Raw genomic sequence first — 13283 nt, 5'->3', positions numbered from 1 at the left:
GGGACTGGGATGAACATCGAAGATATGCTTGCCGACGACGCGATAATTCCGCGTCTGGAAGCTGATGACAAAAAGCAGGCCCTTCAGGCACTCGCCGCCAAGGCTTCGGCCGCAACGGGAGCCGGTGCGCCGGACATCTATGCCGCGCTGCTCCAGCGGGAACGGCTAAGCTCAACCAGCCTCGGCCGCGGCATTGCGATCCCTCACGTCAAGCTTCCGACGGTAGGGGCGATCACATGCATTTTCGCGCGGCTCGAACACCCTATCCCATTCGAGAGCCACGACGGTGAGCCCGTCGATCTGCTGTTTTTCCTGCTCGCCCCCGAGGGCGCGGGCGCTGACCACTTGAAGGCCCTTGCCCGCATTTCTCGCCTCGTGCGCGATCCGGCAACCCTTGAGGGCCTGCGTAACGCCGAGGACGTCGACGCGTTGCGCAACGTTCTGATGAACCCCGTCACCTCGCACGCCGCCTGAGCCGGCTACTCACTTGAACTGTGGGAGACTATGGCTGACTAGTGCAGCACCATCAGCGCACCGAGTCCCAGACCACCTACGAGAATGCGCCACCAGCCGAAGAACGACAGGCCGCGTCGCGAAATGAAGTCGAGCATATAGCGCACGACGATCGCGCCAGTGATGAACGCCGCGATGAAGCCGAGCACGATGTGGCTGACATCGTCCGGCGTCAAAATCGACCAATTCTTGTAGAGATCATAGGCAAACGCGCCCGTCATCGTCGGCATCGCGAGGAAAAAGGAAAACTCGGCCGCCGTCCGCTTATCAGCTCCGAGCAGCATGCCGCCGACGATCGTCGATCCTGAGCGCGAGACACCGGGGATCATCGCCAGACACTGCACGAACCCGATGATCAGCGCTTTAAGCGGCGGGATATCCATCACATCGACATATTGCGGCTGATAACGCATCCTGTCGACGACGAGCAAAATGATGCCGCCGATGACGAGCGAAACGCAGATGATCAACGGCGATTCAAAGAGAACATCCTTGATAATGTTGTGTGCTGCGACACCGATGAAAACAGCCGGCAGAAACGCGAGCAAAATCGCGAATACAAAGCGCCGCGTCCGCGGATCGCTCGGAAAATCCACAGCCAAGCGCCAGAGCTTTGCGGAGTAGACCGTCAGCAGCGCCAGGATTGCGCCAAGTTGAATCAAAACTTCGAACGTGCGTCCTGTGGACGTCACACCAAGAAGACGCTCCGTTAGCAAGAGATGCGCCGTCGAAGAAACCGGCAGATACTCCGTCAACCCCTCGATCAAGCCGAGCAATATGACTTGCCACGTTTCCATCGCTGCTTCCCCCTCGGGCTCATACAAAACGAGGGAGCGTTAGCAGAATTTCCAACAACTCCAAAGCGGTCGTTTGGCCGAGTTGCCATCGAATTGACGACACCACGTGTATAGTGCCGCCACCACCACGATCAGGAACGCTATGCCACTGCGCCTTACGCAATACCGTCTTTGTCCGCGATCCCGGTCTATCCGCCTGGCGCTGGCCGAATACCGTGTCGACGTCGAACTGTTCGAAGAAAAGCCCTGGGAATGGCGGCAAAGCTTTCTCGCCAAAAACCCTGCGGGAGAATTGCCTGTCCTCGAACTAGAGAACGGCCTGACGCTCTGCGGCGCTTATTCGATCTCTGAGTTTATTGCCGAAGACGTGCCGTTCAGCGCCGACGGCGCTACCGCCGCGCCACCAGCCCTCATTCCGGGCAACCGTGAGGACCGCGCAGAAGTCCGCAGGCTGATCGATTGGTACCACGGCAAGTTCGACCGCGAGGTTACCCGCGAGCTGCTAATCGAGAAGGTTTACAATTCGATGCGCCCGAGCGGCCCGATTGCACCCGATCCAGGCGTGCTGAGGGCCGTCCGCGCCAACCTCAAATATCACCTCTCCTACACCGGATACCTCGCCGACTCGCGCCGGTGGTTATCGGGCGACGAGCTGAGCTTTGCAGACTTCGCCGCCGCCGCCCATATTTCGACGTGCGATTACCTGGGCGAAATCTCGTGGCACGACTATCCGGCCGTTAAGAATTGGTACCAGCGCATGAAATCGCGGCCGTCGTTCCGCGCCCTGCTGGGCGACCGCGTCCCTGGGACCGCGCCGCCCCTTGCCTATTCGGATCTCGATTTTTAAATGGCAGTATGCCTGACGCTAGAAACGCGAGTTCCGATCACACTGAAATGCTCCGCGCCGAAGCGCAGAAGCTCGGCCTCGATGCAGTCGGCATTGCGCGGCTCACATCCGACGCTCATCTGCCCGGCAGGCTCGCCCACTTCCTGAACGAAAAACGCCACGGCGACATGGACTGGATGGAAACCCACGCCGATCGGCGCGGCGATCCGCTCCGGCTCTGGCCTGAAGCGAAAAGCGCAGTCGTCTTCGGTCAATCTTATGCCCCTCCAACCAATCCGCTCGAAGCGCTCGATCACCGTTCGAACGCCGCCATCTCCATTTACGCCAAAGGCCGCGACTACCACGACGTCCTAAAGAAGCGCATCAAATCTCTGGCACGCACGTTTTCCGAACGATCCGGCGCGGACGTCAAAGTCTTTGTCGATACCGCTCCGTTGATGGAAAAACCTCTGGCCGCGAAAGCCGGTCTCGGCTGGCAAGGCAAACACACCATCCTCGTATCACGCGAGCATGGCGACTGGCTCTTTCTCGGTGTCATGCTGACGACGGCTGAGTTGGAACCCGATGCCGAGACGACGGACCATTGCGGCTCATGCAGCCGATGCCTCGACATCTGCCCGACGAACGCTTTCCCAGCGCCCTATCAGCTCGATGCCCGCCGCTGCATTGCCTACCTCACCATCGAACACAAAGGCCATATCGCCCCCGAGTTTCGCACCGCTATCGGCAATCGTGTTTTCGGATGCGACGACTGCGCCGCGGTTTGCCCGTGGAACAAATTTGCCGGCGCTGCGACCGAAATTAAATACGCAGCACGGCCGGAAACCGACAATCCGCCGCTCGCCGAACTCCTCGCGCTTGACGACGCGGCCTTTCGCCTGCGCTTCGCCGGCACGCCGATCAAACGCACCGGACGCGATCGCATCGTGCGCAACACGCTCATTGCATCTGGAAACTCCGGCGACCGCTCTTTGCTCCGTCATATCGAACCGCTGCTTGCCGACGAGTCGCCTCTCGTTCGCGCCATGGCGATCTGGGCAGCGCGGCGTCTCGCCGATACTAATGAACTGCACGCCCTGCAGCGCCGTTATCGAGATAGCGAACACGATCCTGAAGTCGCTGCCGAATGGATCATTCCAATGGAGGAACAAGCGGCATGAGCCGTCTTTTCTGTTTCGGACTTGGATACTGTGCCGCCGAGCTTTCCCGCCGCCTGTTGGCGCAAGGCTGGTCGATCGCAGGAACGACGTCGCACCCTGACAAGCTCCGAGGGCTGAAAGCGCAAGGCTTCACGCCCTTTCTTTTCGACGGAACATCGGCGCCTGCCGATATCGCCGAAGCGCTCAAGTCGACGACACATGTACTGCTCTCTATTCCGCCCGACGCCGAAAGCGATCCGGCTCTGCGCTATTTCGGCGACGCCATCGCAGCCAGCTCCTCCATCACGTGGATCGGCTATTTTTCGACTGTCGGCGTCTACGGCGATGCCCACGGCAACTGGGTCGATGAAACGACCGAGCCCAACCCCGGAACAACGCGCGGCCAACGCCGCCTGCAGGCCGAAACCGGTTGGATCAACCTCGCCAGGAAAAGCGGCAAGTCGCTCGTCATCTATCGCTTGCCCGGCATCTACGGACCAGGCCGCAGCGCCATCGACCAATTGAAGGCTGGAACTGCACGGCGCATCTTCAAGCCGGGACAATTCACCAACCGCATCCACGTCGCCGATATCGCGACCGCTGTCGAAGCCAGCATGAATCTCGCGCCGGGAACGCATATCTTCAACGTCACCGATGATATGCCCGCGCCGCCGCAAGACGTGATCGAATACGGCGCCGAGTTGCTCGGCGTACCCTGCCCGCCGGCCACCGATCCGACGGACGAAGCGCTGTCGGCCGCCGCACGCAGCTTCTACATCGAGAACAAGAAGGTCTCGAACGCACGCATGAAGACCGAGCTTGGCGTCAGACTAGCCTATCCGACCTATATCGAAGGACTGAAGGCCATCGCCGGTCTTGCGCCGTGAAGTTTCTTGCAAATGGTCACATGATCTCCGCCATTCCGCCAGAATGGAGAATAATGGTCTCATCGTAGCCGTCGCACATTGCGCGACGCGCATTTCGGCGAGATTGCCATGAAGCTTCGAGTCTTTCTTGCCGCGTTGGCTGCCGTAACGGTATCCGCCGCTGCGGCCCACGCTGAAACAGTCGATCCCGCACAAGCCATCGCGCAGAAATTCTCAGACACGGACGCCGAGCCGCAGCAGCGGAGTTTCGCACGCCCCGGCGCAGACTACGAAGCCGACATGCTGGCACGCGCTCAGGCCGAAGAATTGGCGCGCAAACAACAAGAAGCAGAGCACATCGCGATAAAACCAGCCGTATCGGAATCGGCACCGCAGTTTGTTCCATCATCCACAGTGTCTGCGCCACCTGTCGCGAAGCTCGCTGCGCTGCCGCCGAAGCCGGTCACCGATTTGCTGCCCACACGCTCTGAACCCGCACCGATGCCGACGCCGCCCACGCGCTCCGCAGCAACCGTTCTTCTCGTTCTTGATCCCGATAGCACCGGTCTCGGCTTCAAACCCGACCCGATCCTCTGCATCGACAGTACCTGCTGGCTCTCGAACGGTTTTCGCGCCCCTGCGCGATCGCTGCCGCGCAATCAAGCCATGGCCCTGAGTGGTACAAACGATATGACGGCGGAATCCTGCAGCGGCAAATCGGGTTGCGTTTTTCGCAACGTCATCATCGATCCGATGCATCGCATCGACGTCATCGAGGTTGGCGAAGGCGGTGGTGCTTCATCGGGCGCGTACACCGTCACCGCCGACAAAACCTGCCGCGTCGACGGCACCAGCTTGGCCTGCAACAACGGCCTCGCAACTCAGAATTTTCGCATCTGGGTCGTGCCAGAAGCGCAAGCCGAAGCCGCAGGCGCCGTACGGCTCGAAAACACCCTTGCCGAAGGCCTTCCCGACATCGACGTGACGTCGGCTAACGATAAATAGCTAGACCAGTTTATCGAGTTCCGAAAACAGCAGATCGAGATCCTGCGGCCGCGACAGTCGATGCTCGCCGTCCGCGATCTCGACCAGCTTGACCTTGTCGCCCGTCAAAAACGTCTTAAGTTCCTTCGTATGGGGAGCGGGCACATCGGGGTCTTGAAGTCCTTGCAAGATGACGATCGGGCGGCCGGGATCGAAAGATTCGCGCGCAAGAAGGTGTTTGCGTCCATCCTCGATCAGTTTGCGTGTAATGAGATAAGGCGACGCATAGGCGGACGGCTGCCGGAAAGAGCCTTTGTCCATAATGTCGCGGCGCGTCTCTTCCGGAAAGCGCTTCCACATCAGTTCTTCTGTCATGTCCCAGGCCGGCGCGATCAGCAGCATCGCTTTGATGCGCGCAGCCTCTTGAGGCCGGTCGCGCAAGAGCCTCCGCAAAAGCAGAAGCGCAATATATCCACCCATGCTCGAACCGATGATAACCTGCGGTCCGCTTGTTATGGTCGAGAAAATTGCGTCGGCCTCGTCGAGCCAGTGCCCGATGGTGCCGTCTTCCATGGTGCCGGACGAGCGCCCATGCGCCGAATAATCGAAACGTGTCGATGACAGTCCGCGCTCATCTGCCCATGCGGCGACGGCCGTCGCCTTCGTAGAGCCCATATCCGACATAAAACCGGAGAGCCAGAGTACTCCCGGTTCGCCTTTGGCGTGGTGGATAAACGCGATTTCCCGCGCCTCCGTACCGCTACCGACAGGAAGCATTTGCGGTTCAGAGCCCGGAATTTTATAGGAACTGTCCATCGTTGATCCCAACGAATCCCAATTGATGAGCTGAGATGACCAAGCCGTTGACCGTCCTGCAAGTAATACCTCGCATGCGAGCGGGCGGCGCCGAATTAGGATGTTTGCAGATCGCCGCTGCATTGGTCAAAAACGGACATCGGGCGCTGGTCGCTTCAGAAGGTGGTCCGCTTGCCGATCAGGTGGTCGCCGCTGGCGCAGAACATATCGTTCTGCCGCTCGCAACGAAGAACCCGATCGTTCTGACGCAGAATGCTTCTAAACTTGCCGGCATCATCCGTCGCGAAAATGTCTCGATCATTCATGCCCGCAGCCGCGCTCCTGCATGGAGCGCGCTCCTTGCCGCACGACGCACCGGCATTCCCTTCGTCACCACTTACCATTCCGAGTATTCCGAGAAGGGTCGCATCAAGAACTTCTACAACAGCGTGATGGCGCGCAGCGACACGGTCATCGCCGTCTCGGATTACATGGCGCACCTCATTCGCACGCGTTATCACACGCCAGAGGATCGCATTGCCGTCATCCATCGCGCGTTCGATTCAGAGGTCTTCGATCCATCGAAACTTACGCCAGAACGACTGGCGGCGGTGCGCACGCTGCTCGATGCCGACGGCACAAAACCGGTGCTGATGCTTGCTGGTCGCATTACGCCGCGCAAGGCCCAGCACCATCTCGTTTCCGCTCTCGGTATGCTGAAGCAGCGCGGCGCGCCGGATCTCGTTTGCGTGCTCGCAGGCGAAATCGAAAAGCCCGCGTTCAAGGCCGAACTCGAAGCGCAGGCCGAACGCCTCGGAGTTGCGCATCAACTCCGCTTTCCCGGCCATGTCCGCGACGTCGCAGCCGCCTACGCGATCAGCGACGTCGCCTTGAACATCTCCGAGCAGGAAGGTTTGCCGCGTGTTGCCATCGAAGGCCAGGCAATGGGTGTGCCGCTGATCGTTTCTGATACCGGCCCCGGACGCGAGGTCGCGCTGACCGAGCCCGACGTTCCGGCGAATGAAGCTACCGGACTGCGCGTCCCTTATGCAGATCCCGAAGCCGTCGCCAACGCCATCACCAAAATGCTGAGCTGGTCACCCGACGAACGCAAGGCCATGGGCGCACGCGGCTCGGCACAGGTCAGGCGCCGCTTCACCCTCGACCAGCTCAAGTCGAAGACGCTCGCCGTCTACGAGCGCGTCATCGCGAGACGAACGTCGTCGAAGCAACGCGACACAGAACCAACCGCAACCTCGAAGTCGCGCTTGCCCGTTTCCTGCTTCATCATTGCGTTGAACGAGGCCGACCGGATCGGAGCCACCATCGCCTCTGTCCGCGACTGGGTCGACGAGATCATCGTCATCGATTCCGGCAGCACCGACGGGACCCAGGCGATTGCCGAAGCTGCCGGCGCCAAGGTGATCTTCAATGCTTGGCCCGGCTTCGGCCAGCAAAAGCGCTTCGGCGAGGAGCAGTGCCGCAACGACTGGCTATTGAACCTCGACGCCGACGAAATCGTAACCCCCGATCTGCGTCGGTCGATCGAAGCCATCTTCGAAAAAGGACTGCCAGCCCGAAGCGTCTATGGCATGGCCGTCAAAATCGTCTATCCCGGCTGGACCAGACCGCGCCCAATAGCCAATGATCACTACTGCCTCCGGCTCTATGACCGCCGGCGGGTGCGCTTTGCAAACTCGACGTTGTTTGATTCCGTTGAGCCAAAAAACGAAAAGGTCGGCCACCTCCGCGGCACCCTCTATCACCATTCGATCCGGTCGCTGGAAGATCTGGCCCGCAAGTGCGACGAGCGCGCGACTTACAACGCCTTGAATTCAAAACCGAAATCGCCAATCGAGCTCAGCATCCGGACGGTGACCGAATTCCCCGCGCACTTTCTGAAATATTACATCGCCCGTGGTCACTTTACCGGCGGCTGGACCGGCCTCGGCTTTGCAGGAATTACGGCCTATTACCGCTGGCAGCGGATCCTGCGAATGCGGGGAAACAACAAGTCGGCGGGCCTCATATTCTGACGGCACACGCCCCAGTGCCGACCTCTGTCGCCGCCCAATATGATTTCACCACCTGACGGTCATCTCCGCTTGACTTTTAGCGCCGAGTTACGAACTCTGCGCAATCGCGAAACTCTGGCCCCCTAGGCCGGAGCAATTGCATTTACGACGGTGGATAACGGAAACAGCAAGAGGAGCTTTTACCATCCGTAGACCTATGCGCCCCGAGCCTCAGAGCCGGGAAAACTCAGGGCCCCGCATCAACGACCAAATCCGGGCCCGAGAAGTCCGTCTCATTGATGAGAACGGCCAGAACGTCGGCGTAATTTCAAAATTCGATGCCCTTGCCCGCGCCGAGGACGCCGGACTGGATCTCGTTGAGATCTCGCCCGACGCTGAGCCTCCCGTTTGCAAAATTCTCGATTTCGGCAAGTTCAAATTCCAGGAACAGAAGAAAGCCGCCGAAGCCCGCAAGAACCAGAAGATTGTCGAGCTGAAAGAGATCAAGATGCGTCCGGGCATCGACGATCATGACTACGACGTCAAAATGCGCGCAATCAAACGGTTCTTCGAAGACGGCGACAAGGTCAAGATCACGCTCCGCTTCCGCGGTCGCGAGATGGCGCACTCGCAGCTTGGCATGGCGGTCTTGCAGCGCGTGAAGGCCGATACCGAAGCGATCTCGAAGGTCGAAAGCGAGCCGCGTTTCGAAGGCCGCCAGATGGTGATGGTCCTGGCTCCCAAGTAACCGAGCCCCAAGTAATCGGAAGGCGGCGGGGTCTCTCTTTTACCCCGCCCTTCGCGTCTCGGTCGGCCGACCTACGACTTGCGGACACACACGGACGGTTCTAGCTTGATCGGACATCTCGCGCCGGACGCCGGAGGCGCCGTATGATCGACGAGCAGCCGTTCGACTTTTCTCTTCTTGACCGCATCGGCGCGCCGTTCCGCCGCTTCGATGCGGGTGAAAAAATCTTTCTCGAAGAAGATGCCGGCAATGCCATGTACATGGTGCGCTCAGGCCGCGTCGACGTCATTACCTACGGGATCGTCCTCGAAAATGTCCGCGCCGGCGGCATTTTCGGCGAGATGGCCTTGATCGACGACGGACCGCGAAGTGCGGCCGCGATGGCCGCCGAGCCGACGGAGGTCGTCGCCATCGACAAGCCGACATTCCTTGCCGTCATTCGCGACGATCCGCAATTCGCCCTGAGGGTAATGGGCTTGCTCGCCACTCGTCTGCGACGGACGAATAAACAAATCTGAGAAAAATTCCCTGAAATGAAATCGCCGACGACCAAGTCCGGTCGCCGGCGTTTTTGTTTGAACGGCGAATACTCAGCAGCCGTGGCGCCACATGCAGCGGCGGAACCGGGGACCGCCCCAGCCCCAGCGGCGCGAACAGATATTCCGCCACCGCCAGCAATACCGGCGCCACGCAACAGGCGCTGCAAGCGATTGATTGGCTTCGATTCCTTTGAGTGGTGCAGGCGCGAACGTCGCCGCCTGCGGTGCGGAAGCCGCTGCGGTAAGACCGATCGCAACAACGGACGCTGCCAAGAATGGTGCGAGACGCATGTTCAACTCCGTTTTTGTTTCTAATCGTGCCATAGGCGCTTACGTTTGGGCGCGTACAGAATGTCCAATTTATTGGCTGAATGGCGACTGAACATCCGAACACGGCGGATTATTCGAGAACTTCGAATTGCATCGTTGCTCGATCGCTAGCGCGGTAATGACAAATTGGATCAATCTCAATCGAGATCGACAATCCCCAATGCGGCTAGCGAAATGAAGGTCGCAATCATGACGATGCCGACCACGACGACAAGCGCCGGATAGAACGCCGCGAACACGATACCCGCGCGCCAACCAGTGGTTGACCGCAGGCTGATGGCGGCCGTCGGAAGTGCTGCAACAAGAAGAATGGCAACAACGAACGGATCGAGTTTCATGGCCGAACTCGCAACGAACGGGGGTACACAAAAGCTTGCCCAGAATGCCATATCCAAACGTCTTCACCACTCAAGCAGGGGGAAATAGACGCAATTGGAGGAAAACTGAACTTGCCGCTGAATGCCACCGCGCCCGATTGAAACACGCGTCTCCGCTTGACCGAGGCAAGCGGTCGGCTTGAAGCCGCGCCGCAAAATATCCATCCTCCGCCGACAACGACGAAAGCCCCGATCATGAACCCTAAGGTCCGCGAAGCGCTTCTCTATACGGGCGTGAATCTAAGCGCGACCATTATTGATTATATCATTTTCTTGACGCTGACCCACGCCTTCGGCTGGCCCATTTTGCAGAGCGTCATATCGTATTCGATCGCGACGATCGTGAATTACGGACTGACAAGAACCTTCGTTTTCCGGCATGGCCTGTCGCCGAAGTCGGAGCATCGTCGCTTTCTCGAATTCCTCGCAACGAACGCAGTCGGGCTTCTCATCACGGCCGTCGTCATCTGGTTGACGGTTCACGAATGGGGCCTGAAGCCCTTCTTGGGCAAAACCATCTCCGTGCTAATCTGCTTCGTGACGCTCTATTACGTGCGCACGCAGATCGTATTCGGAAAGAATCCCGACGGGCAGAGCGCAAGCTCACCGGAAGAAGGCACCGGCCGCGGCTTTAGAAATTCACGTGCTGGATGACATAGCTTCCCGCTGCCGCGATGATGCCAGCCAGCAGCACGAACGGCAGCACCGATACCAGCACCAGCAAAAGCTCGACGAACGCTTTGAAAATCTGTTCGGCGGCCCGCCAGAGCTGGAAGAAACCGCGGTAGAGCACGTAGATGATCGCAATCACCACGATCGCCAGCACGACGATCTTCCAGATCGGCAGCGCCTGCCAATTGGACTGAAAGATCGCGAACATCTGGCCGAACGACCACTGCCAGACCAGGTCCACGAATTTAAAAATCGCCGTGATGCCCTGCTGGAGCAGATTGACGATCTGATCAACGATTTGCCGCACGCCCCGTCTCCCCTTGCGATTTCCCGCCCCACCAACGCATTAACCATGTACTTGGTTCGGTGGTATCCATACGGATTTTCGCGATAGGGCTATGAAAACCATCAGCCGGGATGCTTTTTTTCCGGCCCGCGTCGAAAAAGTTGCACTTTTCCCAACTCTTCCCTATAAACCGCCTCCAGAGCCGCCCGGCGAGGCATGCCGTGGCGGTTCTTATGCTTTTGAAAAACCGGCGGAAACCGCAAAAAGCATCCCTTCGCAGGAGAGTGCGGACATCTATCTGTCTGTACTTCGGACCGCAAGGTCCGTGGGCGCGACCGCGCCCCGCCGCTAGCGGCGCCCCCGCGGAGGGCCAGGATACGAAGCGCGTCAGCGCAAGTGTCCGGCGCGGACCGTGAGCGATAATTAGGATAAGCAAAATGCCTAAGTTGAAGACCAAGAGCGGCGCGAAAAAGCGCTTCAAGATGACGGGCACGGGCAAGGTCGTTGCGGCCCAGGCCGGTAAGCGTCACGGCATGATCAAGCGCACGGCGAAGTTCATTCAGAAGGCGCGCGGTACGGGCGTTCTGAACGATTCTGACGCCAAGATCGTCAAGAAGTACATGCCCTACAGCCGCTGAATTCTCCAGCGCTTGCAGCCGGCTCCGCGAAGCGGAGTCGCAAGCGCTCAATAGAGAATCTCAGCCCACCCAATAAATCTTGAAGTTCTAGGAGCTATCCCATGGCCCGCGTCAAACGTGGCGTTACCGCCCACGCCAAGCACAAGAAAGTCATCAAGGCCGCGAAGGGCTTTTACGGCCGTCGCAAGAACACGATCCGCGTCGCCAAGCAGGCGGTTGAGAAGTCGCAGCAGTACGCTTATCGCGACCGCAAGCGTCGCAAGCGCAACTTCCGCGCCCTCTGGATCCAGCGCATCAACGCTGCCGTCCGCGAGCATGGCCTGACCTACGGCCGCTTTATCAATGGCCTTTCGAACCTCGGCATCGAAGTCGACCGCAAGGTTCTCTCGGACATCGCCATCAACGATCCGGCGGGCTTCAAGGCACTCGTCGACAAGGCGGCCGCTGCTGCCTCGTCACCCGTCGCCAAGGCCGCCTAATTTCGGTTCGCCGAACCTCCATTATTGTCGCCCTCGGGCTTGTCCCGAGGGCCCATTCTGCTGCAAATCACCCACGCGCGCCCGCGTGCTCCTTTTTCTACCGCGACATCAGCGGGGCCTGCGCATGGATCCTCGGGACGAGCCCGAGGATGACAATCTGCGAGGGCACGTCCCGCCTATGACCGACACACAAACGGACTTGACGAAACTCGAAAGCGAGCTTCTCGTCGAAATCTCTGGCGCAGCCGACCTCGCAACGCTCGATGCCGTCCGCGTCTCGAGCCTCGGCAAGAAAGGCCGCGTCTCCGAGCTGATGAGCAAGCTCGGATCGCTTCCCCCGGACGAGCGTAAAAGCTTCGGTCAGACGGTCAACGCTCTGAAGACGAAAGTTGCAGAGGCGCTCGATGCCCGCAAATCCGATCTCGAAGCCGCTGCCCTCGACGAGCGCCTGAAGACCGAACGCGCCGATGTTACGCTGCCGGTCCGCCTCGGCCCCGTTGCCTCCGGCCGCATCCATCCCGTTTCGCAAGTACTCGACGAAGTCGTCGAAATCTTCGCCGACATGGGTTTCTCGGTCGCCGAAGGCCCAGACGTCGAAACCGACGAGATGAATTTCGACAAGCTCAACATTCCGGCCGAGCACCCTGCGCGCCAGGATCACGACACGTTCTATTTCTCACCGAAGGCAGACGGTTCGCGCTTATTGTTGCGCACGCACACTAGTCCGGTGCAAATCCGCACGATGGTGTCGCAGAAGCCGCCGATCCGCATCATCGCGCCGGGCCGCGTCTATCGTATGGACAGCGACCAGACCCACACGCCGATGTTCCATCAGGTCGAAGGCCTCGTCATCGACGAGACGACCCACATGGGCCACCTGAAGTGGGTTCTGCAGGAGTTCTGCAAAGCCTTCTTCGAAGTCGATGAAGTGAAGATGCGCTTCCGCGCGTCGCACTTCCCCTTCACGGAGCCGTCGATGGAAGTCGACATCGGCGCCGAGGCCATCGGCAAGCCGGGCCAATGGCTGGAAATTCTCGGTTGCGGCATGGTTCATCCGAACGTGCTGCGCAACTGCGGTCTCGATCCGGAAAAGTATCAGGGCTTCGCATTCGGTGTCGGCCTCGACCGCCTGACGATGCTGAAGTACGGCATCCCGGACTTGCGCTCTTTCTTCTCCGGCGACCTCAAGTGGCTCAGCCACTACGGATTCTCGATGCTCGACGTCCCGACCCTCGGCGGCGGGTTGTCGACATAAGGA

General features: G+C 59.5%; 18 protein-coding genes. 13 read left to right on the top strand and 5 right to left on the bottom strand.

Annotated features, from left to right (window positions below; translation table 11 throughout):
• The first annotated feature begins 9 nt into the window (after nt 1-9).
• The gene (locus HYPMC_RS01690; protein WP_013946021.1) at nt 10-474 is read left to right on the top strand and encodes a PTS sugar transporter subunit IIA; all 465 of its coding nucleotides are present in this window, start codon (nt 10-12) and stop codon (nt 472-474) included.
• Nucleotides 475-512: 38 nt separating this feature from the next.
• On the opposite strand, the gene HYPMC_RS01685 is transcribed toward HYPMC_RS01690, so the two are convergent.
• Complete coding sequence (locus HYPMC_RS01685; protein WP_013946020.1) at nt 513-1310, bottom strand: undecaprenyl-diphosphate phosphatase; 798 nt, start codon at nt 1308-1310, stop codon at nt 513-515.
• A gap of 142 nt (nt 1311-1452) precedes the next feature.
• On the opposite strand from HYPMC_RS01685, the gene HYPMC_RS01680 reads away from it, so the two are divergent.
• From HYPMC_RS01680 to HYPMC_RS01665, 4 genes are all read left to right on the top strand, one after another.
• Nucleotides 1453-2157 (top strand): glutathione S-transferase family protein, encoded by a 705-nt coding sequence (locus tag HYPMC_RS01680; RefSeq protein ID WP_024275279.1) that lies wholly within the window; start codon nt 1453-1455, stop codon nt 2155-2157.
• An 8-nt stretch (nt 2158-2165) separates the two neighbouring features.
• Nucleotides 2166-3317, top strand: coding sequence for a tRNA epoxyqueuosine(34) reductase QueG (queG, locus tag HYPMC_RS01675; protein ID WP_024275278.1), 1152 nt, complete (start codon nt 2166-2168; stop codon nt 3315-3317).
• Nucleotides 3314-4183: an SDR family oxidoreductase gene (locus tag HYPMC_RS01670; protein WP_013946017.1), complete on the top strand. Its 870-nt coding sequence runs from the start codon at nt 3314-3316 to the stop codon at nt 4181-4183. The genes queG and HYPMC_RS01670 overlap by 4 nt, the downstream gene beginning before the upstream one ends.
• Before the next feature lie 108 nt (nt 4184-4291).
• A complete protein-coding gene (locus tag HYPMC_RS01665) occupies nt 4292-5167 on the top strand; it encodes a hypothetical protein (RefSeq protein ID WP_013946016.1) in 876 nt (291 codons plus the stop codon).
• On the opposite strand, the gene HYPMC_RS01660 is transcribed toward HYPMC_RS01665, so the two are convergent.
• Complete coding sequence (locus tag HYPMC_RS01660; RefSeq protein ID WP_013946015.1) at nt 5168-5962, bottom strand: carboxylesterase; 795 nt, start codon at nt 5960-5962, stop codon at nt 5168-5170. It abuts the gene before it with no gap.
• A 35-nt stretch (nt 5963-5997) separates the two neighbouring features.
• Here HYPMC_RS01660 and HYPMC_RS23060 point away from each other — a divergent pair, with 35 nt between their 5' ends.
• The 3 genes from HYPMC_RS23060 (at nt 5998) to HYPMC_RS01645 (ending at nt 9222) form a co-directional block, all read left to right on the top strand.
• On the top strand, nt 5998-7977 hold the full coding sequence (locus HYPMC_RS23060; protein WP_013946014.1) for a glycosyltransferase: 1980 nt from the start codon (nt 5998-6000) through the stop codon (nt 7975-7977).
• 196 nt (nt 7978-8173) lie between these two features.
• Nucleotides 8174-8704, top strand: coding sequence for a translation initiation factor IF-3 (gene infC, locus HYPMC_RS01650; protein ID WP_013946013.1), 531 nt, complete (start codon nt 8174-8176; stop codon nt 8702-8704).
• 143 nt (nt 8705-8847) lie between these two features.
• A complete protein-coding gene (locus HYPMC_RS01645) occupies nt 8848-9222 on the top strand; it encodes a cyclic nucleotide-binding domain-containing protein (protein WP_013946012.1) in 375 nt (124 codons plus the stop codon).
• A 72-nt stretch (nt 9223-9294) separates the two neighbouring features.
• Here the strand turns inward: HYPMC_RS01645 and HYPMC_RS01640 are convergent, their stop codons facing one another.
• Together HYPMC_RS01640 and HYPMC_RS01635 are read right to left on the bottom strand one after the other, a co-directional pair.
• Nucleotides 9295-9534 carry a hypothetical protein gene (locus HYPMC_RS01640; protein ID WP_013946011.1) on the bottom strand — a complete coding sequence of 80 codons (240 nt, stop codon included), beginning with the start codon at nt 9532-9534 and terminating at the stop codon, nt 9295-9297.
• A 176-nt stretch (nt 9535-9710) separates the two neighbouring features.
• Nucleotides 9711-9911 (bottom strand): hypothetical protein, encoded by a 201-nt coding sequence (locus HYPMC_RS01635; RefSeq protein ID WP_013946010.1) that lies wholly within the window; start codon nt 9909-9911, stop codon nt 9711-9713.
• 234 nt (nt 9912-10145) lie between these two features.
• On the opposite strand from HYPMC_RS01635, the gene HYPMC_RS01630 reads away from it, so the two are divergent.
• Nucleotides 10146-10604, top strand: a complete 459-nt coding sequence (locus HYPMC_RS01630) for a GtrA family protein (protein ID WP_013946009.1) — start codon at nt 10146-10148, stop codon at nt 10602-10604.
• Here the strand turns inward: HYPMC_RS01630 and HYPMC_RS01625 are convergent.
• Nucleotides 10582-10929: a hypothetical protein gene (locus HYPMC_RS01625; protein ID WP_013946008.1), complete on the bottom strand. Its 348-nt coding sequence runs from the start codon at nt 10927-10929 to the stop codon at nt 10582-10584. The genes HYPMC_RS01630 and HYPMC_RS01625 overlap by 23 nt on opposite strands.
• 91 nt (nt 10930-11020) lie before the next feature.
• Between HYPMC_RS01625 and HYPMC_RS01620 the strand changes: the two genes are divergently transcribed.
• The 4 genes from HYPMC_RS01620 to pheS all read left to right on the top strand — a co-directional run bounded on the left by HYPMC_RS01620 (nt 11021) and on the right by pheS (nt 13280).
• On the top strand, nt 11021-11260 hold the full coding sequence (locus tag HYPMC_RS01620; RefSeq protein ID WP_013946007.1) for a hypothetical protein: 240 nt from the start codon (nt 11021-11023) through the stop codon (nt 11258-11260).
• 85 nt (nt 11261-11345) lie between these two features.
• A complete protein-coding gene (gene rpmI / locus HYPMC_RS01615; RefSeq protein WP_013946006.1) occupies nt 11346-11546 on the top strand; it encodes a 50S ribosomal protein L35 in 201 nt (66 codons plus the stop codon).
• Nucleotides 11547-11647: 101 nt separating this feature from the next.
• A complete protein-coding gene (rplT, locus tag HYPMC_RS01610; protein ID WP_013946005.1) occupies nt 11648-12025 on the top strand; it encodes a 50S ribosomal protein L20 in 378 nt (125 codons plus the stop codon).
• Between the two features lie 178 nt (nt 12026-12203).
• On the top strand, nt 12204-13280 hold the full coding sequence (pheS, locus tag HYPMC_RS01605; RefSeq protein ID WP_024275273.1) for a phenylalanine--tRNA ligase subunit alpha: 1077 nt from the start codon (nt 12204-12206) through the stop codon (nt 13278-13280).
• Nucleotides 13281-13283: the final 3 nt, after the last annotated feature.

This window comes from Hyphomicrobium sp. MC1 (assembly GCF_000253295.1).
Classification (GTDB): domain Bacteria; phylum Pseudomonadota; class Alphaproteobacteria; order Rhizobiales; family Hyphomicrobiaceae; genus Hyphomicrobium_B.
Note: the sequence above shows the minus strand (reverse complement) of the source record. Positions and strands in the feature narration are given on the sequence as shown.